Genomic DNA, 19,389 nt, shown 5'->3' with positions numbered 1-19,389 from the left:
ATATGGCAGCCTTCCCGCCGCTCGGCGGCCGGGGACGGCCTCGCGGAGGGGGACCGTACATGCGCCTCGGACTCGCACTCGGCTACTGGGGCCGCGGTCCCAGCCCAAGCCACCTCGACCTCGCCACCGAGGCCGAGCGCCTCGGCTACGACTCGGTGTGGACCGCCGAGGCCTGGGGCTCGGACGCCTTCACCCCGCTGACCTGGATCGCCGCGCACACCTCGCGGATCCGCCTCGGCACCGCCATCGCCCAGATGTCCGCCCGCACCCCCACCGCCACCGCCATGCACGCCCTCACCCTGGACCACCTCTCGGGCGGCCGCATGATGCTGGGCCTGGGCCTGTCCGGCCCCCAGGTGGTCGAGGGCTGGTACGGGCGCCCCTTTCCCTCCAGCCCCCTCACCGCGACCCGGGAGTACGTGGACGTCATCCGCCAGGTGCTGCGCCGCGAGGCCCCCGTCACCCTGGACGGCCGCTTCCACAGCCACCCGTACCGCGGCGCGGACGGCACCGGCATCGGCAAACCCCTCAAGCCCATCACCCACCCGCTGCGCGCGGACCTGCCGGTCCTGCTCGGCGCGGAGGGCCCGAAGAACATCGCCCAGACGACCCGGATCGCGGACGGCTGGCTCCCCCTCTACTGGTCGCCCACCCGCACCGACGTGTACGAGGCCTCGCTCGCGGACCTCCCCGAGGGGTTCATGATCGCCCCGATGGCACGCGCCAAGGTCTGCGACGACGTCGCCGAGGGGCTCCTACCGGTCAAGGCGATGCTCGGCTTCTACATCGGCGGCATGGGCCACGCCGCCCGCAACTTCCACGCCGACCTGATGGCCAGGATGGGCTACGAGGAGCAGGCCCGCCGCATCCAGGAGCTGTTCCTCGCCGGCCGCAAGGAGGAGGCCGTCCTGGCCGTCCCGGACGCCTTCGCCGACGAGATCTCCCTGGTAGGACCCCGCGCACGCATCGCCGAACGCCTCGACCTGTGGCGCAAGGGCCCGGTCACCGACCTCCTCCTCACCGCGCCGGACCCGCACACCCTGCGGGTCCTGGCGGAGCTCAACTCCTGAGGATCCCAAAAGGGTTTGACGGTCCCGTGGTGCGGCGGTCGGATGGGGCCCATGAGCACAGGGCAGATGCACCCCGACATGCACCCCATCGACGACGACCTCGTACGGCGGCTGATCGCCGGGCAGTTCCCGCAGTGGACGGGGCTGGTGGTGAAGCGGTTCCCCTCCGGCGGCACGGTCAACGCCATGTACCGGCTGGGCGAGCACATGGTCGTACGGCTGCCGCTGGTGAAGGGCGGTGCCGGGGACGTGGCCATGGAGCGGGAGTGGCTGCCGCTCCTCGCACCCCGGCTGCCCGCGGCCGTGCCCGAGGTGCTCGCGGCGGGGGAGCCCGCCGAGGGGTACCCGTGGCCCTGGTCGGTGTACCGGTGGCTGGCCGGGGAGAACCCGGAGGCGGGGGCGCTGAGCGAACCCGAACTGCTGGCCGGGGACCTGGCCGGGTTCGTGGCGGCGATGCGCGGCCTCACCCTGCCGGGGGCGCCGGCCGCCCACCGCGGCGGCCCGCTCGCCTCGCTCGACGCCGCGACCCGGGCCGCGATCGGGCGGCTGCGCGGGATCCCGCAGGAAGGCGTCGACTGCGATGCGGTGAGCGCCGTGTGGGAGGACGCGCTGCGGGCCCCGGCCTGGGACGGCCCCCCGGTGTGGCTGCACGCCGACCTGATGCCGGGCAACCTGCTGGTGGACGCCGGCCGGCTGACCGCGGTGATCGACTTCGGCTGCACGGGCGTCGGCGACCCGGCCTGCGACCTGTTCCCGGCGTGGAACCTGCTGCCGGCGGGCGCGCGGGAAGTCTTCCGCGAGGCGCTCGACGTGGACCGGGCGACCTGGACCCGCGGCCGCGCCCGGTCCCTCTCCCAGGCCCTGATCGCCCTCCCGTACTACCGCACCACGAACCCGGCGATGGCCCGCAACGCCCGCCACGTGATCCGCGCGGTACTGGAAGAGGCCTGAGGGCGGCAGGCCCCCGGCCGGGCCGGAGCGACCCGTCGGAGGCCGGTCCCGGTCCCGGCCCGAGAGCCGGTCCGGGACCGGTCCGGGACCGGAACGGCTCGCCGCGCGGCCGGGGTGGCGCAGGCCTACGCTGAGGGTGCTGCCTGGGGTCCCCCGGACGACAGGAGACCACGCCCGTGAAGCCAACCCACATCCGGCTGCGCCGGGCCTGCGCGGCGGTCGTCGCCGCAGGTGTGCTCGTAGCCCCGGCGGTCGCGGGCACGGCGTACGGGGCGACCGCTCCGGCACCCTCGCCCGCCCCCTCGCCCGCCCCCTCCGCCGCCCCCTCCCCGGACTCCGGCTCGGAGTTCCGGCAGCTCACGCCGGCCGTCGCGGCCCAACTGGACGCGGCCGTGCGTCGGGTCATGCGCGAGACGCAGGTGCCGGGCGTGACCGTGGGCCTGTGGGCTCCCGGCAAGGGGAGCTACGTGAGGACCTTCGGCGTCGCGGACAAGGCGACCGGCGCCCCCATGGCCACCGATCTCCGCGTGCGCATCGGCAGTGAGACCAAGACGTTCACCGTCACGGCCCTGCTCCGGCTGGTCGACCGGGGAAAGATCGGCCTGGACGACCCGATCGGCAAGTACGTCAAGGGTGTTCCGAACGGCGACCGCATCACCCTGCGCGAACTGGCAGGCATGCGCAGCGGGCTCTTCAACTACAGCCTGGACTCCGGCTTCATCAAGAAGTTCGAAGCCGATCCCGAACAGTCCTTCACACCACAGCAGTTGCTCGCCTACTCCTTCAAACACCCCGTGCAGTTCCAGCCGGGCGCGGAGTTCGACTACTCCAACACCAACCTGATCCTGCTCGGCCTGGTGGTGGAGAAGGTCACGGGCCGGCCGCTCGCCGAGGTCATCAGGAAGGACGTCGTGGAGCCGGCCGGACTGCACGACACGCTCTTCCCGACGGGTGCCGAGTTCCCCGATCCCCACGCGCAGGGCTACACCGACCAGACGGCCTCGGGCAGGACCGAGAACGCCACCGACTGGAACCCCTCCTGGGGCTGGGCCGCCGGAGCGATGATCTCCGACCTGCAGGACCTGCGCAGCTGGGCCCGCACCCTCGCCACCGGCACCCTGCTGAAGCCCGCCACCCAGGCCGAGCGCCTGAAGACCTTCCCGATGGACGTCCCCGGCGACGGCTACGGGCTGGGCATCTTCAACGTCCAGGGCTGGATCGGCCACAACGGCTCACTGCCCGGCTACGAGGTCCTCCCCGTCTACCTGCCCCAGGCGCAGGCGACCATGGTCATCCTCCTCAACACCGACAGCCGCTACAAGGGCCAGGAGCCCAGCACCCTCTTCGGCCAGGCGGTGACCAGCATCGTCACCCCCGGCCACGTCTACCCGGGCCATAAAGCGACCTCCCCCGGCACCGGCTGACCAGGACCTTCAACCCGGTGGGGGGCCGATGGCAACGGGCCGCGCGCCGGCATCACGCCTCCCACGTCACGCCTCCCGCGTCACGCCCTTCCGCGTCACGCCTCCGGGACGGCCGCGAGCAGCTCCCGCAGGTCCAGCGCCATGACGGCGATCTCGATGCTGCCGCCCCCCGCGGAGGCACAGGTCACGATCCGCGAGCCGGGGTTGATGGACATCGCCTCCTTCACGGAGGGCGCCCGCACCCCCGCGGCCCGCGCCTCGGCCAGCAGCACCGGCTCACCCCGCTGCGGAATCCAGCGGGCCGCGCCCTGCTCGGCGTACACCCGCCCCGGCCGCCACCGCCCCTGCCCGGCGGGCCACCGCGCCATCCCCGGAATCCCGGGCACCGGCCCGACGGCCGCCCTCTGGCGGTGCTTGCGCCGCAGCAGCCACCCGGCCCCCGCCACCACCCCTGCCGCCACCACGTACTCGATCACGCCCCCATTGAAACAGCAGAATCCGCACGTCTTCCTGCGGGCCACGATCGAGGGGGCGCTGACGCCGGCCCCGACCATGGCTCCGCCGGAGGGGAAGGGTGGGAGCGGCCGTTAGCCGCCGCCGAGCTGCGAGGTGCTCGGGACCTTGTCGGTCACCACGGCTCCCGCGCTCTTGCCCGCGTCCTTGACGCCGTTGATGACGTTCTCGAACGAGCCGATGTCCGCGTCACCCGCCTGCCCCTTGCGGAGCTTGGACCCGAGCCCCTTGAGGGACTCGATGCCGGCCGTCAGCGGGGCCACCGCCTTCGACAACAGCGGGTCGCCCTTGGCGTTGTCGACGGCCGCCTTCAGCCGGTTGTACGCGAAGGCGCCCGCGAGGCCCGCCTTGATGAGCGCGAACGTCCGGCCCTTGGCGCCCTTCTTGAACTTGCCCTCGCGGTACGGCTTGATGATCCACTGATAGGTGGCTCCGGCCGCCAGGCCCGCGTTGGCGACGAAGCGCGTCTTGGCGAACTTCTGCTTCTCGGCGGTGGTGCTGGGCGAGGGGGTGGGGGCCGCCTCCTCGGCGGCCAGCACCTCGATGGCCGCCGCCTCGGCTGCCGCCTGGTCCGCGTTGGCCGCCGCGGAGAGGGAGACGTCCTCGCTCCGGTCTCCGCCACGGGAGGAGCCGCAGGCGGTGGCGCCGGCCAGGAGCGCGCAGGACAGGAGCATCGCCGTGAGGGCACGGCCGAGGGGGAAGGTTCTGCGTTGGGACACTGTTGCCTCCGGGGACTGAGGTGTCCCAGGCAGCCTCACCCGGGGTGCGGGGCTGCGCCACTTGGGGGACCCGTTCGGGTTTACCCGTTCCCTACGCGGCAAGACGCGGGTCATGCCCACACACACCCGAGTACAAGCCCGCGGAAGCAGTCAGGCAGGCCGGGCCGTCGCAGTGGTGGCGGACGTGCTGGCCTTCGTCATCGCCCTGTGGATCCTGCTCTACCTGCTGGATGCCAACCAGGGCAACGGTCTGGTCGACTTCATCCACGACGCCGCCTCCTGGCTGGCCGGCTGGTCGTACGACCTGTTCACCTTCAGCCGTGAATGGGTCCAGGTCGTGGTCGGCTACGGCATCGCGGCCGTGGTCTACCTCTTCATCGGCCACGCCGTCGCCGGCTGGCTCTACCGCCGCTAGGGCCCTGAAACCCCGAGGGTCCGGTGAAACCCTGACGGGTCCGGCCAACGCCGCCAGGGCCCTGAAGGAGTCCGGCCGGTGTCCGGGGGCTCGCCTCATCCCCCGGGCACCCGCCCGCTCAGCCGCAGCAGTCCGGCTCCAGCCCCCGCGGCAGGTTCAGCCCGCCGAAGACCTCGCCCGTCGCCTCGTCCCCGCCCAGTGCGGCGACGGCCAGCAGCAGCGAACCGGCCGTCCAGGTCGTCTGCTCGACCGGCCAGACCGCCTCGTCCTCGAACACGTACCCCGTCCAGTACATGCCGTTCTCGGCCCGCAGGTGCCCGATGGACCGCAGGATCTCCAGTGCCCGGTCGGACTCCCCCATCGCCCACAGCGCGAGCGCCAGCTCGCAGGACTCCCCGCCCGTCACCCACGGGTTCGGCAGCACGCACCGCACGCCGAGGTCCGGTACGACGAACTCGTCCCAGCGCTCCTCGATCCGCGCCTGCGCCTCGCGCCCGGTCAGCGCCCCGCCCAGCACCGGGTAGTACCAGTCCATGGAGTAGCGGGACTTGTCCAGGAAGCGTTCCGGGTGCCGCCGTATCGCGTGCCCCAGTGCTCCCGCCGCCAGCTCCCAGTCCGGCTGCGGGTCCCCGCGGTGGTCGGCGATGGCCAGCGCGCACCGCAGCGCCTGGTGGATCGACGAGGACCCGGTGAGCAGGGCGTCGGTGACGGCGGCGCCGTCCGCCTCCCGCTTCCAGCCGATCTCGCCGCCCGGCTGCTGGAGCGCGAGGACGAACTCGACGGCCGCGTACACCGCCGGCCACATCCGGTCCAGGAAGGGGTCGTCGCCGGTGGCCAGGTAGTGGTGCCAGACCCCGACGGCTATGTACGCGACGAAGTTGGACTCCCGGCTCGCGTCCTGCGGCTCGGCGGTGTCGACGCCGTCCGCGCGGTCGGCGTAGGCCGCGTACCAGGAGCCGTCCTGGTTCTGGTGCCGCGCGAGCCAGTCGTACGCCCGCTCCGCCGCCTCGTGTTCGCCCGCCACGTCCAGGGCCATCGCGGCCTCGGTGTGGTCCCACGGGTCGAGGTGGTGGCCGCGGAACCACGGGATCGCCCCGTCCGCGCGCTGGGCCGCCAGGATCCCCGCGACCGTCCGGGCGGCCTGCTCGGCGGTCAGTACGCCGTCCAGGACCAGGTGTTCGGTACGGCCGGGCGAGCTCACTTGGCGGCGCCCACGGGGAGGTGGGGCTTGGTCGCGTACGCCACGAAGCTCTTGCCGATCACCGGGTTGAGGGCCTGCTCCGCGAGGCGCGTGGCCAGCGGCTTCTTCATGATGTCCCAGACCAGGAGCTTGTGGTACGCCTTGACGGGCAGCGCCTTGTCGTTGTCGACGCCGAAGGCGCACTTGAGCCACCAGTACGGGGAGTGCAGCCCGTGCGCGTGGTGGGTGCCGTACGGCTTGAGGCCCGCGGCCTCCATCTTCCCCAGCAGCTCGTCGGCCTTGTAGATGCGGATGTGCCCGCCCTCGACCTCGTGGTACGCGTCGGACAGCGCCCAGCAGATCTTCTCGGGGCCGTAGCGCGGCACGGTGATGGCGATCCGGCCGCCGGGCTTGAGCACCCGCACCATCTCGGCGAGCACGCCCTTGTCGTCGGGGATGTGCTCCATCACCTCGGAGATGATGACCACGTCGAAGGACTCGTCGGGGAAGGGCAGGGCGAGCGCGTCGCCCTCCATGGCGGTGGCGGTGGCGCCGGCCGGGGCCTCGCCGGCCTCCTTCATGGCGGCGAACCACTTGGCGACCTCGCGGATCTCCTCGCCGTTGCGGTCCACGGCGACCACCTGGGCGCCGCGCCGGTAGCACTCGAAGGCGTGCCGGCCTGCGCCGCAGCCCAGATCGAGCACGCGGTCGCCTGCGGCGAGCGGGAACCGGGAGAAATCGACGGTCAGCACGTGGTCCTGCCTTCGCAGTCGCGGGGGTGTACGGGGTGGATCTCGAAACGGTGGGAAGTCATGGGGCGCAGGGAGGCCGTGGAGCGGGGGCGGCTCATCGAGCGGAAGGTCAGCGCGCGCGGCGGGTTCGGGCGGCCTGCTCGATGGCGGCGCGGTAGTGCACCACGGTCCCCTCGGCGGCCTTGGCCCAGGTGAACCGGGCCAGGACTCTGTCGCGTCCGGCGGCGCCGAGCCGCTCGCGCAGCCGGGCGTCGCCCAGCAGCCGGCCCAGCGCGGCGGCCAGTGCCCCCGCGTCGCCGGGCGGCACGGCCAGGCAGGTCTCCCCGTCGGGCCCGGCCACCTCGGGGATCGCCCCGCCGGTGGTGGCGACGAGCGGGGTGCCGGTGGCCATGGCCTCGGCCGCGGGGAGCGAGAAGCCTTCGTACAGCGAGGGCACACAGGCGATCTGCGCGCTGCGCACCAGGTCGACGAGCTCGGCGTCGGTGATGCCCTTGACGAAGCGGACGGCGTCCTGGAGCCCGTACGACTCGATCGCGCGGGCGACCGGCCCCTTCTCGGCGCGCTTGCCGACGACGACGAGGTGCGCTTCGGGCTGTTCCGTACGGAGCTTCGCGAGCGCCTCGACCAGGTGCACGAGCCCCTTGAGCGGCACGTCGGCGCTGGACGTCGTCACGATCCGCCCGGGCACCTCGGCCACGGACGCGTCGGGCGACCAGAGGTCGGTGTCGGCGCCGATGTGCACCACGTGGATGCGGTCGTCCCGCACGCCGAGGTGCTCGGCGATCTCCGCCTGCGAGGACCCGGACACGGTGAGCACGGACGGCAGCCGGCGGGCGACGCGGCCCTGCATGCGCGTGAAGGCGTACCAACGCCGCACGGAGGCCCGCTTCTTGCGGCTCTTGGCGGCGGCCAGGTCCAGCTTCCGGTCGACGGTGATGGGGTGGTGGATCGTGGTGACCAGCGGGGCGCCGAGATCGGCCAACAGCCCGTAGCCGAGGGTCTGGTTGTCGTGGATCACGTCGAACTCGCCGGCCCGCGCGGCCAGATGCCTGCGCGCCCGCAGCGAGAACGTCAGCGGCTCGGGGAATCCGCCGGTCCACATGGTGGCGACCTCGACGGCGTCGATCCAGTCCCGGTACTCCTCGCGCCGCGGCGTGCGGAACGGGTCGGGGCTGCGGTAGAGGTCCAGGCTCGGCAGCTCGGTCAGCGTGGCGCCGGTGTCGAGCACCGGGTAGGGCTGGGCGCCGATGACCTCGACCGAATGGCCGAGCCGCACGAGTTCCCGGGAGAGGTGCCGGACGTAGACGCCCTGGCCGCCGCAGAACGGGTTCCCCTTATAAGTGAGGAGCGCGATGCGCAACGGGCGGTCACCGTCGGTGGCGGGACCCGCGAAAGGGCTCGTCACCATGGCCTCTGCGGTCACTCTCGGCCCCCTTCTCCCTGCACTTTCGCCGGAGCGTAACCGCTCGGATAATGTAGAACAAGTTTCAGACTTGATCCGTCGAAGAGCATTGAATCTACCGGCCGGAAACCACACCGTAAGAGGCGGAGCAGGTGATTCGCGCCACGGCTCGGGCGCCTGACATGCTGGGCCCGGATCAGCCCCGAAACAGTCACCGCAACGACACGGAACGCCTTGGAACGGGACAGATGACAGCGGAAGCGAAAGCCGTGACCACGCCGGCGTCCCCGCCCCTGACGGAGCGCCAGGAGGCGCGTCGGCGCCGGATCCTCCACGCCAGCGCGCAGCTGGCCAGCCGGGGCGGTTTCGACGCGGTCCAGATGCGGGAGGTCGCGGAGGCGGCCGGCGTGGCGCTCGGCACCCTGTACCGGTACTTCCCGTCCAAGGTGCACCTGCTGGTCGCCACCATGCAGGACCAGCTCCAGCACATGCACACCACGCTCCGCAAGCGCCCCCCGGCCGGCGAGGACCCGGCGGCCCGGGTCGCGGAGACCCTGATGGGCGCCTTCCGCGCGCTCCAGCGCGAGCCACACCTGGCGGACGCCATGGTCCGCGCGCTGACGTTCGCGGACCGCAGCGTGAGCCCCGAGGTGGACACGGTGTCCCGGCTGACCACGGCGATCATCCTGGACGCGATGGGTCTGGACGGGCCGCCGACGGCGGAGCAGCTGTCAGCGGTGCGGGTCATCGAGCACACCTGGCACTCGGCACTGATCACCTGGCTGTCGGGCCGGGCGTCGATCGCCCAGGTGAAGATCGACATCGAGACCGTCTGCCGGCTGATCGACCTCACGGCCCCGGAAAAGGCCTGATCCCGCCGTCCGGGGGCGGAGCGGCGGGACGGGCGTGACGCGCGGGGCGCGGGCTGACCCGGCCCGGTCTCCTTCTCCCCTGTCCTTCTCGGACTCCTCCTCCTACTCCTCCGGCGGGAACACCGCCTCGCCGCTGCCCAGCAGGGTGATCGTGATGGCCTCCACCGGGCAGCCCTCGGCCGCCGTCAGGACCGGTTCGTTCGCGTCCGTCTCGGAGGACGCCGGGTGGGACTGGCGGGCGGAGTCGAGGCGGAAGCCCGCCGGGGCGTGGTTGACGCACATGCCGGAGCCGATGCAGACCCCGCGGTCCACCTCCACGTGCCAGCGGTCACCCATCACGCACCCGCCCCGGGGCCCGCGGGCGGCTGGTAGCCCGCCGGCAGGTGGATCATCTTGTGCTCCAGGTACTCGCTCAGCCCCTCGGGGCCGAACTCCCGCCCGACGCCGCTGTTCTTGTAGCCGCCGAACGGCCCGAGCATGTCCAGGCTGAAGGTGTTCACGTTGAACGTGCCCGTCCGCACCCCGCGCGCGAAGTCGATGCCGTGCTCCACGTCTCCGGTCCACACGCTGCCGCTCAGCCCGAACTCAGAGTCGTTGGCGATCCGCGCCGCCTCCGCCTCGTCCCCGTACGGGATCAGGCAGACCACCGGCCCGAAGATCTCCTCCCGGGCGATCCGCATGGAGTTGTCGACGTCCCCGAACAGCGTCGGCTCGACGTACCAGCCCTGCTCCAGCCCCGCCGGGCGGCCGCCGCCGACGAGCACCTTCGCGCCCTCCTCCTGCCCGATCCGGATGTAGTCCAGCGAGCGCTGCTGCTGCCGCTTCGCCACCAGCGGCCCCAGCTGCGTCGCCGGGTCCAGCGGGTCGCCGACCACCAGCGCGCCGGCCGCCGCGGCCAGCGCCTCGGCCACCTCCGCGTAGCGGCTGCGCGGCGCCAGCACCCGGGTCTGGGCCACGCAGGCCTGGCCGTTGTTCATCCAGGCCGCCGGAACGATCCCGGCGACGGTGGTCTCCAGGTCGGCGTCGGGCAGGATCACGGCGGCGGACTTGCCGCCGAGTTCCAGGGTGACCCGGGTGAGGTTGCGCGAGGCGACCTCCATGACCCGCCTGCCCGCGGCCACCGAACCGGTGAAGGCCACCTTGTCGATGCCGGGGTGGCCGACGAGGTACTCGCTCACCTCCCGGTCCGCGGGCAGGATCGACAGCACGCCCTCGGGCAGCCCGGCCTCGCGCACGATGTCGGCCAGGATGTACGAGTCCAGCGGCGACTCCGGCGAGGGCTTGAGGATCACCGAGGAGCCGGTCAGCAGCGCGGGCGCGAGCTTGGCGGCGGCCACGAACTGCGGGACGTTCCATGGGATGACGGCGGCGACCACGCCCACCGGCTCCCGCCGGACCAGGATCGGCCCGAGCACGCCCTGGCGGTGCTCCTCGTACGGGAAGTCGCGCGCCACCGTGATGGCGGCGTCGTAGACCATCATCGGGCCGAGCGCCTGGGCGAGGACGGACCAGGAGTACGGGGACCCGTTCTGGGAGCTGATCGACCGGGCGATCTCCTCGTGCCGGACGGCGATGGCGTCCTTGATCCGGGTGACCACGGCGATCCGCTCGTCCAGCGACATCCGGGGCCAGGGCCCCTCGTCGAACGCCTTGCGCGCGACGGCGACGGCCCGGTCGACGTCCGCCGCGGAGGCGTGCGGGACGCTGCCGATGACCTGCTCGGTGTGGGGGGAGACGATCCGGATGGTCTCGGTGCCCAGCGGGTCGGCCCACTCCCCGCCGATGAACAGTTGTCCGTGTTCCACGAGCTCGGTCATGGCTGAGGCCTCCTGCGGCTACGGCTACCTGCGGCTTGGCGTTCCAGAACTGATACCAGTTCTAGTTCCAGGAGTCCACGGCCGGGACGGAACGACGCGGAAGATCCAACGACTGGTCAGAAACACGGTTAGATGGTCGACTTGGGCGACTACTGAAACAAGTTCTCCTTATCGCGCCGGAGAGCCGGACGCCCGGACAGCCGGACAGCCGGACACGGACCGCCCGACACGGACAGCCAGCCAGACAGCCAGCCGGACACACAGCCAGACAGGGAGCCCTCATGACACCTCAGGTCACCGACCACGGCGGAGGCGTGCGGGGCATCAAGGTCCCCATCCCGGACAATCCCCTCGGGCACACCCTCGTCCACGTCCTCGACACCGACCGCGGCCCGGTCCTCGTCGACACCGGCTGGGACGACCCGGAGTCCTGGGACACCCTCGTCTCGGGCCTCGCCGCCCTCGGCACCTCGGTCCACGACATCCACGGCGTGGTCATCACCCACCACCACCCCGACCACCACGGCCTGTCCGGCAAGGTCCGGGAGGCCTCCGGGGCGTGGATCGCCATGCACGCCGCCGACACCGAGGTCGTCGTACGGACCCGCTCCGCGGAGCCCGGTGTCTGGTTCGACTACATGAGCGAGAAGCTGGCCGCCGCCGGAGCCCCCGAGGAGCACATCACCCCGCTGCGGGCGGCCCGCGCGAGCGGCCGGATGCGCACCCTGCCCGGGCTGCGGGCCGCCGTCCCCGACCGGGAGATCGCCCCCGGCGAGCTGCTGCCCCTCGCCGGCCGCCGGCTCCGCGCGATCTGGACCCCGGGCCACACCCCCGGCCACGTCTGCCTGCACCTGGAGGAGGCCCACCCGGCGAACCTCCCGGGCAACGGCCGGCTCTTCTCCGGCGACCACCTGCTGCCGGGGATCTCCCCGCACATCGGCCTGTACGAGGCCCCCGGCGACGACCGGGTCACCGATCCGCTCGGCGACTACCTCGACTCCCTCGAACGCATCGGCCGCCTGGAGCCCGCCGAGGTGCTCCCGGCCCACCAGTACGCCTTCACCGACGCCCCGGCCCGCGTCCGGGAGCTCCTGCTGCACCACGAGGAGCGGCTGACCGGGCTGTGGGAACTGCTCGCGCAGCCGCTGACCCCGTGGGCGCTGGCGGAGCGGATGGAGTGGAACCGGCCCTGGGAGCAGATCCCGTACGGCTCCCGGAACATCGCCGTCTCGGAAGCGGAAGCCCACCTGAGGCGGCTGGTGAAACAGGGCCGGGCGGAGCCCGTCCCGGGCAGCGACCCGGTGGCGTACCGGGCGCTCCAGGGGCTGCCGCGCGGTCCGCGCGGCGGATGCGCGGGCCGGTCCGGCAGGGCCCCGCGGCCTCCGGCGCCCCCGCGTGCGAAACCTACGGGCCGGTAGAGTGGGCCCGTCGTCCACACTTCCGCGCGGGGGGAAGCCGGTGCGAAACCGGCGCTGACCCGCAACCGTGACCCGGCCCGCGCAGCAGCGGGGCGGGGAGCCGGAATGCCCCGCAGCGGAGGTGCGCGGCTCGTGCCGCCGGGTCCCGGCGGCCGGCACCGTCGAGGAATACGGAGCCGGAGCCCGGTACCTGAGCGTGCCTGCCTCCAGCTCCCCAGCACGAGAGGCACCCGCCCCGCCATGAACGTCCGCCGCAGCGCAGCCGCGCTCGCCGCCTCCGCCGTGCTCTGCGTGGGCGCCGCCCCCGCAGCCCTCGCCGCGCCCTCCCCCTCCCCGGCCCCGGTCGTCCCGTCAGGCCTCTTCGGCAAGGCCGACCCGACGTACGACGGTGTGTGGCGCCAGTCCTTCGCGCTGCTCGCCCAGCAGACCGTCGGTGTGAAGCCCGCCGCCCAGGCCGTGGACTGGCTCACCGGCCAGCAGTGCGCCGACGGCGGTTTCGCCTCCTTCCGCGCGGACGCCTCGAAGGCGTGCGACGCGACGACGGTGCTCGACACCAACGCCACCGCGGTGGCCGTGCAGGCGCTGAAGGCGCTCGGCGGCCACGACGCGGCGGTGAAGAAGGGCGTGGACTGGCTGAAGTCCGTCCAGAACGAGGACGGCGGCTGGGCCTACGTCCCCGGCTCCCCCAGCGAGGGCAGCTCCACCGCCCTCGTCATCAGCGCCCTCGCCGTCGCGGGCGAGAAGCCGGCCGAGGTGAAGTCGAAGGCGGGCAAGTCCGCGTACGAGGGCCTGCTGGCCTTCCAGCTGGGCTGCGCCACCGAGCCCGCCGGCGACCGGGGCGCCTTCGGCTACCAGGCCGCCGACGGCAAGCTGCCGGCCAACGCCGACGCGACGGCCGCCGCGGCCCTGGCCGCCCTCGGCAAGGGCGCGGTCGTCGCCCCGGTCGGCGCCGACACCCCCGCGGCCGCGCTGGCCTGCCCGGCCGGCGCCGCCGACCCGGCGGCCGCCGCCCAGGGCGCGGCCGGCTACCTGGCCGAGGCCCTGAAGAAGGACGGCCACCTCACGGCGGTCACCCCGGGCGCCGACCAGCCGACCCCGGACACCGGCAACACCGCCGACGCGGTGATCGCCCTGGCCGCGGCCGGGCACAAGCAGTCGGCGGCGGGCGCGCTGGAGTGGCTGAAGACCAACTCCGCCGAGTGGGCCAAGGACAAGCCGGCGGCGCTCGGCACCCTGATCCTCACCGCGCACGCGACGGGCACCGACCCGAAGGCCTTCGGCGGCACCGACCTGGTCACCGCGCTCAACGCCACGGGCCCGGCCCCGCAGACCCCTGCGACCGGCGGGATGGTGAAGGAGAAGAAGGACGACGAGGGCTCCGGCAGCCAGAACATCTGGTGGATCGTCGGCGCGGGCGCCGCGGCCGGCATGGGCATCGGCATCCTGCTGAGCGGCCGCCGGAAGAAGAACCAGCTCTGATGCGCCGGCTGCCCGCTCTGGCCCTCGCCTTCGGCGTCCTGCTCACCCTGCTCGCCTCGGCTCCCGCATTGGCGTCGAGCTACCGGTACTGGTCCTTCTGGGACGGCGGCGCGAACGGGTCCTGGGCGTACGCCACCCAGGGCCCCTCGACGTCCCGCCCCGCGGACGGCACGGTCCAGGGGTTCCGCTTCGGCGTGAGCAAGGACGCGGGTGACCAGTCGGCGCAGCCGCGCACCGGCGCCGACTTCGGCGCCATCTGCTCGGACACCCCGGCGGCTGAGGGCAGGAAGCGGGTGGCCCTGGTCGTCGACTTCGGAACCCCGGGGGAAGCACCGTCGGGCGAGACCCCGCCCCGGGACACCCCGCGCACGGCCTGCGCCCAGGTGGCCCCGGAGGCCACGACGGCGGAGGCCCTGGCGGCGGTCGCGAAGCCGCTGCGCTACAACAGCGCGGCGCTGCTGTGCGGGATCTCGGGCTACCCGAAGCAGGGCTGTGGCGAACCGATCGCCGACGGCACGCAGCAGCAGCCGTCGGCGGCGTCCTCCTCGGCCCCGTCGGCCTCCGCTTCGGACGGGGGCGGCGGCCCCTCGGCGGGCCTCGTCGCGGGCATCGCGGCGGTGGCCGCCCTGGCCGCGGCCGGAATCTGGCAGTCCCGCCGCCGCTCCCGATGACGGACCCGGCAGCCACGGGCCCGGTGACCACGGGCGGCGGCCCGGAAGGCGGCGCGCGCGGCGGCGCGGACGGCCACCGGGCCCGGCTGCGCCCCGGGCGCACCGCGGACGGCGCCGCACCCGGCGCCCTGGCCGGCACCACGCACGGCACCACGCACGGCGCCGCACCCGGCGAGACGGCCCCGCCCCGGCGCGGCGCCGCCGCGGCTGCGGGCGCCCCGCACGGGACCACGTACGAAAAACGCCGTAGGCGCCTGGCCCCCGAGGCCCGCCGTGGGAACGCCCTGCACGCGGGGGCTTGGTGGATCTGGGCCCTCGGGCTCGCCACCGCCGCCTCCCGGACCACCAATCCGCTGCTCCTCGGCCTGATCGTCGGCGTCGCCGGGTACGTGGTCGCCGCCCGCCGGACCGCCGCGCCGTGGGCGCGTTCCTACGGGGCGTTCATCAAGCTCGGCCTGTTCGTCATCGGCCTGCGCCTCCTGTTCTCCATGCTGCTCGGCTCGCCCCTGCCCGGCTCGCACACCCTCTTCACCCTCCCGGAGGTCCCGCTGCCGGCCTGGGCGCAGGGCATCCGGTTCGGTGGCAAGGTCACCGCCGAACAGCTGGTCTTCGCCTTCTACGACGGCGCGAAGCTGGCCACCCTCCTCATCTGTGTCGGCGCCGCGAACGCGCTCGCCAACCCGGCCCGGCTGCTGAAGTCCCTTCCCGCGGCCCTGTACGAGGCGGGCGTGGCCGTGGTCGTCGCCATGACCTTCGCGCCGAACATGGTCGCCGACGTGGTGCGGCTGCGGACCGCCCGCAGGCTGCGCGGTCGCCCCACCGGCGGGGTGAAGGCGGTCCTCCAGATCGGCCTGCCGGTCCTGGAGGGCGCCCTGGAGCGGTCGGTGGCGGTGGCCGCCTCGATGGACGCGCGCGGGTACGGGCGCACGGCGCAGGTCCCGCCGGCCGTCCGGCACACCACCAACGCCCTCACCCTCGGCGGCCTCCTCGGCATGTGCGCGGGTACGTACGGGCTGCTCGCGGCGGAGGGCGCCGCGTTCGGCCTGCCCGTCCTCTTCATCGGCCTCGCCCTGGCCCTGGCGGGCCTGCGCCTGGGCGGGCGGCGCAGCATCCGGACCCGGTACCGGCCCGACCGGTGGGGGCCGCGGGCCTGGCTGGTCGCCGGGTCGGGGGCCGCGGTCGCGGCCCTGCTGATCCGTGCCGGGACGGTGGACCCGGAGGGGCTGCGCCCGGGCGTCGTCCCGCTGGTCGCGCCCGGCCTGCCGCTCTGGCCCGCGGCGGCGATCCTCATCGGCCTGCTCCCCGCCTTCGTGGCACCCGTACCGCCGAAGGAGGCGTCGCAGTGATCCGTTTCGAGCGGGTGTCGGTGACCTATGAGGGAGCCCCGGCGCCCTCTTTGCGCGACGCGGACTTCGAGGTGCCGGAGGGGGAGCTGACCTTGCTGGTCGGCCCGTCGGGTGTCGGCAAGTCGACTCTCCTGGGAGCCGTCTGCGGACTGGTCCCGCACTTCACGGGCGGCCGGCTGCGGGGCCGGGTCACGGTCGCGGGCCGCGACACCCGTACCCACAAGCCGCGCGAGCTCGCGGACGTGGTGGGCACGGTCGGCCAGGATCCGCTGGCCCACTTCGTGACGGACGTCGTCGAGGACGAGCTGGCGTACGGCATGGAGTCGCTGGGCCTGGCCCCTGCCGTGATGCGCCGCCGCGTCGAGGAGACCCTCGACCTGCTGGGCCTGAACGAACTCCGCGACCGCCCCATCGCCACCCTGTCCGGCGGCCAACAGCAGCGGGTCGCGATCGGCTCGGTCCTCACCCCGCACCCGAAGGTGCTGGTTCTGGACGAACCGACCTCGGCGCTGGACCCGGCGGCGGCCGAGGAGGTCCTGGCGGTCCTCCAGCGCCTGGTCCACGACCTGGGCACCACCGTGCTGATGGCGGAGCACCGCCTGGAGCGGGTGGTCCAGTACGCCGACCGCGTCCTGCTGCTCCCGTCCCCGGGCGCGGCCCCCGTCCTGGGCACCCCGGCCGACATCATGGCGATCTCCCCGGTCCACCCCCCGGTCGTCTCCCTGGGCCGCCTCGCGGGCTGGTCCCCCCTCCCCCTGTCGGTCCGCGACGCGCGCCGCCTCGCCGCTCCCCTCAGGTCCCGCCTACCGGAGCCGCTCCCCGACCCGGCCACCCCCACGACGGCCACCCCCCGACCCCCGCTCGCCCCCACCCCCCTCGCCGCCCCGACCGCCGGGCCGGCGTCTGAGGCGCACGGCCCGGGGCAGCGCCCCGGCTCCGAAGCCGCGCCGGCGTCTGAGGCGCAGGGCCCGGGGCGGATCCCCGGTTCCGGCTCCGAAGCCGCGCCCGCGTCTGAGGCGCAGGGCCCTGGGCGGATCCCCGGTTCCGGCTCCGAAGCCCCGCCGGCGTCTGAGGCGCGGGGTCCGGGGCGGAGCCCCGGTTTCGGGAAGGGGCGGGGTGGGGAAGAGGCTCCGCGCAGCGGACCCGGCTCCCGCCCCACCCTCTGGGCCCGGCTGCGCCGTAAGCCGGCCGCCCCGGCCCCGGCCCTCGGCATGGACCCGGCCCCCACCACCCCGCCCCCGGCAACCGGCACGGGACCGGCCCGGCCCCCCGTCGCCACGGCCACCGCCGTATCGGTCCGGCGGGGCCGCGCCGAGGTCCTGCACGGCATCGACCTCGCCATCGCACCCGGCGAGACCCTCGCCCTCATGGGCCGCAACGGCGCCGGCAAGTCCACCCTCCTCGCCACCCTCGTCGGCACCGTCGAGCCCTTCACTGGCCAGGTGACCGTCGCCGGCCGGACCCCCCACCGCACGCCGCCCCCGGAGATGATCCGCCGCGTCGCGCTGGTCCCACAGGACCCCCGCGACCTCCTCTACGCCGACACCGTCGCCGCCGAGTGCGACGCCGCCGACTCCGACGCGGGCGCCGCGCCAGGGACCTGCCGTGATCTGGTGTCGGCCCTGCTGCCCGGCGTCCCCGACGACACCCACCCGCGCGATCTCTCCGAGGGCCAGCGCCTGGCCCTGGCCCTGGCCCTGGTGCTGACCGGCCGGCCGGCCCTGCTGCTGCTCGACGAGCCCACCCGCGGCCTGGACTACGCCGCCAAGGCCCGCCTGATCGAGATCCTCCGCACGCTGGCGGCCCGGGGCCACGCCATCATCCTGGCCACGCACGACGTGGAGCTCGCCGCCGAGCTGGCCCACCGGGTGGTGATCCTGGCCGGCGGGGAGATCGTCGCGGACGGCCCGACGGCGGAGGTGGTGGTGTCCTCCCCCGCCTTCGCCCCGCAGGTGGCCAAGATCCTGGCGCCGGGCCACTGGCTCACGGTCTCCCAGGTCTCGGCGGCCCTGGCAGCCACCGGCTCCGAGCACGCCGACCCCAAGGACACCGGCTCCGAGCACGCCGACCCCAAGGACACCGGCAACACGGACGGCCCCACCCCATGACCCACCCCACGCCCGGCCCCGACGCCGGCCCCGCCGACACCCGCCCCGCCCCCGGCTCCGGCACCCGGCCCGCCCCCGACTCCGGCCCCGGCCCCGACACCCGCCCCGACCCCCGCCCCAAGGCGTCGTCCCCCGCGCCCCGCCCCGTCCGCATCGGCCCCCGCGCCGCCGCGGCCCTGGTCCTCGTTACCCTCATCGGCATCGCCGCCTTCGGCTGGCCCCTGCTCGCGGACCGTCAGTCCGGCCTCGCCCACTCCCAGGACGCCCCCTGGCTCTTCGCCGCGCTCCTGCCCCTCCTCGTCGCCGTCGTCGTCGCGACGATCGCCGACGACGGCATCGACGCCAAGGCCGTCGCCATGCTGGGCGTACTGGCCGCGGTCGGGGCCGCGCTCAGACCGCTGGGCGCGGGTACGGCCGGCCTGGAGCCCATGTTCTTCCTGATGGTGCTGAGCGGCCGTGTCCTCGGGCCCGGCTTCGGCTTCGTGCTGGGCTCGGTGACGATGTTCGCGTCAGCCCTGCTCACCGGCGGGGTCGGGCCGTGGATGCCGTTCCAGATGCTGGCGCTGGGCTGGTTCTCGCTGGGCGCGGGGCTGCTGCCCGGCCCCGGCCGGATCCGTGGCCGGGCCGAGCTGGCGATGCTGGCGGCGTACGGGTTCGTGGGCTCGTTCGCGTACGGCACGATCATGAACCTCCAGGGCTGGGTGATCCTGCAGGGCATGGGCCAGGGCATCTCCTTCCACCCCGGGGACCCGGTGCCGGAGAACCTGGCGCGCTTCGTCGCGTACTGCCTGGCGACCTCGCTGGGCTGGGATCTGGGCCGGGCCGCGCTGACCGTCGTACTGACCCTGTCGCTCGGGGCCACGCTGCTGAAGGCGCTGCGCCGCGCGACACGAAAGGCGGCCTTCGATGCCCCGATTTCCTTTGAATCAGGGGTTTAGGGCCGTTTTGTCCCATCCCCTAAAAGGCTACGAATGGCTCCGGACAGTGACATTTGGGGCCTCCGGCGGTGACCCGCCCCACAGGACCCACGTCACATACGAACCGGGATAGTTGCCCCCGAACGCCTCATATCTCCCCCCTCATCCCGGTCCCCACCTGCGCGGATGCCCTGGGGCCCGGAGGGGGCCGAACCTCCCCGCCTGCGAGGACCACTAGTAAGAGGGGTCGTTGCCAGGCCCCGGGGAGGTCTGTAGAACTGGATGAGTCGCAAGGCGGCAGGGGTACTTCACCCCCCGCCGACGAACCCCTCTCC

The 19,389-nt window shown here is 73.9% G+C and carries 18 protein-coding genes; 11 read left to right on the top strand and 7 right to left on the bottom strand.

Annotated features, from left to right (window positions below; genetic code table 11):
• Positions 1 to 59 precede the first annotated feature (59 nt).
• The 3 genes from ACZ4TG_RS22665 to ACZ4TG_RS22655 all read left to right on the top strand — a co-directional run bounded on the left by ACZ4TG_RS22665 (position 60) and on the right by ACZ4TG_RS22655 (position 3,445).
• The gene (locus ACZ4TG_RS22665; protein ID WP_468165580.1) at positions 60 to 1,070 is read left to right on the top strand and encodes an LLM class F420-dependent oxidoreductase; all 1,011 of its coding nucleotides are present in this window, start codon (positions 60 to 62) and stop codon (positions 1,068 to 1,070) included.
• A 51-nt stretch (positions 1,071 to 1,121) separates the two neighbouring features.
• Positions 1,122 to 2,021: an aminoglycoside phosphotransferase family protein gene (locus ACZ4TG_RS22660; protein ID WP_468165577.1), complete on the top strand. Its 900-nt coding sequence runs from the start codon at positions 1,122 to 1,124 to the stop codon at positions 2,019 to 2,021.
• A gap of 176 nt (positions 2,022 to 2,197) precedes the next feature.
• Positions 2,198 to 3,445, top strand: a complete 1,248-nt coding sequence (locus tag ACZ4TG_RS22655; protein WP_468165574.1) for a serine hydrolase domain-containing protein — start codon at positions 2,198 to 2,200, stop codon at positions 3,443 to 3,445.
• 95 nt (positions 3,446 to 3,540) lie between these two features.
• On the opposite strand, the gene ACZ4TG_RS22650 is transcribed toward ACZ4TG_RS22655, so the two are convergent.
• Both ACZ4TG_RS22650 and ACZ4TG_RS22645 read right to left on the bottom strand, forming a co-directional pair.
• Positions 3,541 to 3,921, bottom strand: a complete 381-nt coding sequence (locus tag ACZ4TG_RS22650; RefSeq protein ID WP_468165571.1) for a hypothetical protein — start codon at positions 3,919 to 3,921, stop codon at positions 3,541 to 3,543.
• Between the two features lie 111 nt (positions 3,922 to 4,032).
• The gene (locus ACZ4TG_RS22645) at positions 4,033 to 4,632 is read right to left on the bottom strand and encodes a hypothetical protein (protein ID WP_468166156.1); all 600 of its coding nucleotides are present in this window, start codon (positions 4,630 to 4,632) and stop codon (positions 4,033 to 4,035) included.
• A 157-nt stretch (positions 4,633 to 4,789) separates the two neighbouring features.
• Between ACZ4TG_RS22645 and ACZ4TG_RS22640 the strand changes: the two genes are divergently transcribed.
• Positions 4,790 to 5,092, top strand: a complete 303-nt coding sequence (locus ACZ4TG_RS22640; RefSeq protein ID WP_468165568.1) for a hypothetical protein — start codon at positions 4,790 to 4,792, stop codon at positions 5,090 to 5,092.
• Between the two features lie 118 nt (positions 5,093 to 5,210).
• Here the strand turns inward: ACZ4TG_RS22640 and ACZ4TG_RS22635 are convergent, their stop codons facing one another.
• The 3 genes from ACZ4TG_RS22635 to ACZ4TG_RS22625 form a co-directional block, all read right to left on the bottom strand.
• Positions 5,211 to 6,293 carry a prenyltransferase/squalene oxidase repeat-containing protein gene (locus ACZ4TG_RS22635; RefSeq protein ID WP_468165565.1) on the bottom strand — a complete coding sequence of 361 codons (1,083 nt, stop codon included), beginning with the start codon at positions 6,291 to 6,293 and terminating at the stop codon, positions 5,211 to 5,213.
• A complete protein-coding gene (locus ACZ4TG_RS22630; RefSeq protein WP_030156375.1) occupies positions 6,290 to 7,024 on the bottom strand; it encodes a class I SAM-dependent methyltransferase in 735 nt (244 codons plus the stop codon). The genes ACZ4TG_RS22635 and ACZ4TG_RS22630 overlap by 4 nt, the downstream gene beginning before the upstream one ends.
• A gap of 109 nt (positions 7,025 to 7,133) precedes the next feature.
• Positions 7,134 to 8,447 carry a glycosyltransferase family 4 protein gene (locus ACZ4TG_RS22625; protein WP_468165561.1) on the bottom strand — a complete coding sequence of 438 codons (1,314 nt, stop codon included), beginning with the start codon at positions 8,445 to 8,447 and terminating at the stop codon, positions 7,134 to 7,136.
• A gap of 227 nt (positions 8,448 to 8,674) precedes the next feature.
• Here ACZ4TG_RS22625 and ACZ4TG_RS22620 point away from each other — a divergent pair, with 227 nt between their 5' ends.
• Positions 8,675 to 9,298 carry a TetR family transcriptional regulator gene (locus ACZ4TG_RS22620; protein WP_468165558.1) on the top strand — a complete coding sequence of 208 codons (624 nt, stop codon included), beginning with the start codon at positions 8,675 to 8,677 and terminating at the stop codon, positions 9,296 to 9,298.
• Between the two features lie 102 nt (positions 9,299 to 9,400).
• On the opposite strand, the gene ACZ4TG_RS22615 is transcribed toward ACZ4TG_RS22620, so the two are convergent.
• Both ACZ4TG_RS22615 and ACZ4TG_RS22610 read right to left on the bottom strand, forming a co-directional pair.
• The gene (locus ACZ4TG_RS22615) at positions 9,401 to 9,634 is read right to left on the bottom strand and encodes a ferredoxin (protein ID WP_468165555.1); all 234 of its coding nucleotides are present in this window, start codon (positions 9,632 to 9,634) and stop codon (positions 9,401 to 9,403) included.
• Positions 9,634 to 11,115 (bottom strand): aldehyde dehydrogenase, encoded by a 1,482-nt coding sequence (locus tag ACZ4TG_RS22610; protein WP_468165552.1) that lies wholly within the window; start codon positions 11,113 to 11,115, stop codon positions 9,634 to 9,636. Before ACZ4TG_RS22610 ends, ACZ4TG_RS22615 begins: the two co-directional genes overlap by 1 nt.
• Positions 11,116 to 11,396: 281 nt before the next feature.
• Between ACZ4TG_RS22610 and ACZ4TG_RS22605 the strand changes: the two genes are divergently transcribed.
• From ACZ4TG_RS22605 to ACZ4TG_RS22580, 6 genes are all read left to right on the top strand, one after another.
• Positions 11,397 to 12,533, top strand: a complete 1,137-nt coding sequence (locus ACZ4TG_RS22605; RefSeq protein WP_468165549.1) for an MBL fold metallo-hydrolase — start codon at positions 11,397 to 11,399, stop codon at positions 12,531 to 12,533.
• A gap of 240 nt (positions 12,534 to 12,773) precedes the next feature.
• Complete coding sequence (locus ACZ4TG_RS22600; protein WP_468165546.1) at positions 12,774 to 14,012, top strand: prenyltransferase/squalene oxidase repeat-containing protein; 1,239 nt, start codon at positions 12,774 to 12,776, stop codon at positions 14,010 to 14,012.
• Positions 14,012 to 14,683 carry an SCO2322 family protein gene (locus ACZ4TG_RS22595; protein ID WP_468165543.1) on the top strand — a complete coding sequence of 224 codons (672 nt, stop codon included), beginning with the start codon at positions 14,012 to 14,014 and terminating at the stop codon, positions 14,681 to 14,683. The genes ACZ4TG_RS22600 and ACZ4TG_RS22595 overlap by 1 nt, the downstream gene beginning before the upstream one ends.
• Positions 14,680 to 16,029 (top strand): energy-coupling factor transporter transmembrane component T, encoded by a 1,350-nt coding sequence (locus tag ACZ4TG_RS22590; RefSeq protein ID WP_468165541.1) that lies wholly within the window; start codon positions 14,680 to 14,682, stop codon positions 16,027 to 16,029. The genes ACZ4TG_RS22595 and ACZ4TG_RS22590 overlap by 4 nt, the downstream gene beginning before the upstream one ends.
• Complete coding sequence (locus ACZ4TG_RS22585) at positions 16,026 to 18,137, top strand: ABC transporter ATP-binding protein (RefSeq protein ID WP_468165539.1); 2,112 nt, start codon at positions 16,026 to 16,028, stop codon at positions 18,135 to 18,137. The genes ACZ4TG_RS22590 and ACZ4TG_RS22585 overlap by 4 nt, the downstream gene beginning before the upstream one ends.
• Positions 18,134 to 19,075, top strand: coding sequence for an ECF transporter S component (locus ACZ4TG_RS22580; protein WP_468165537.1), 942 nt, complete (start codon positions 18,134 to 18,136; stop codon positions 19,073 to 19,075). Before ACZ4TG_RS22585 ends, ACZ4TG_RS22580 begins: the two co-directional genes overlap by 4 nt.
• Positions 19,076 to 19,389 lie beyond the last annotated feature (314 nt).

The sequence above is a fragment of the Streptomyces sp. NPDC028314 genome (assembly GCF_055565795.1).
The sequence above is the reverse complement of the archived record's forward strand: the minus strand, read 5'-3'. Positions and strand labels throughout refer to the sequence as shown.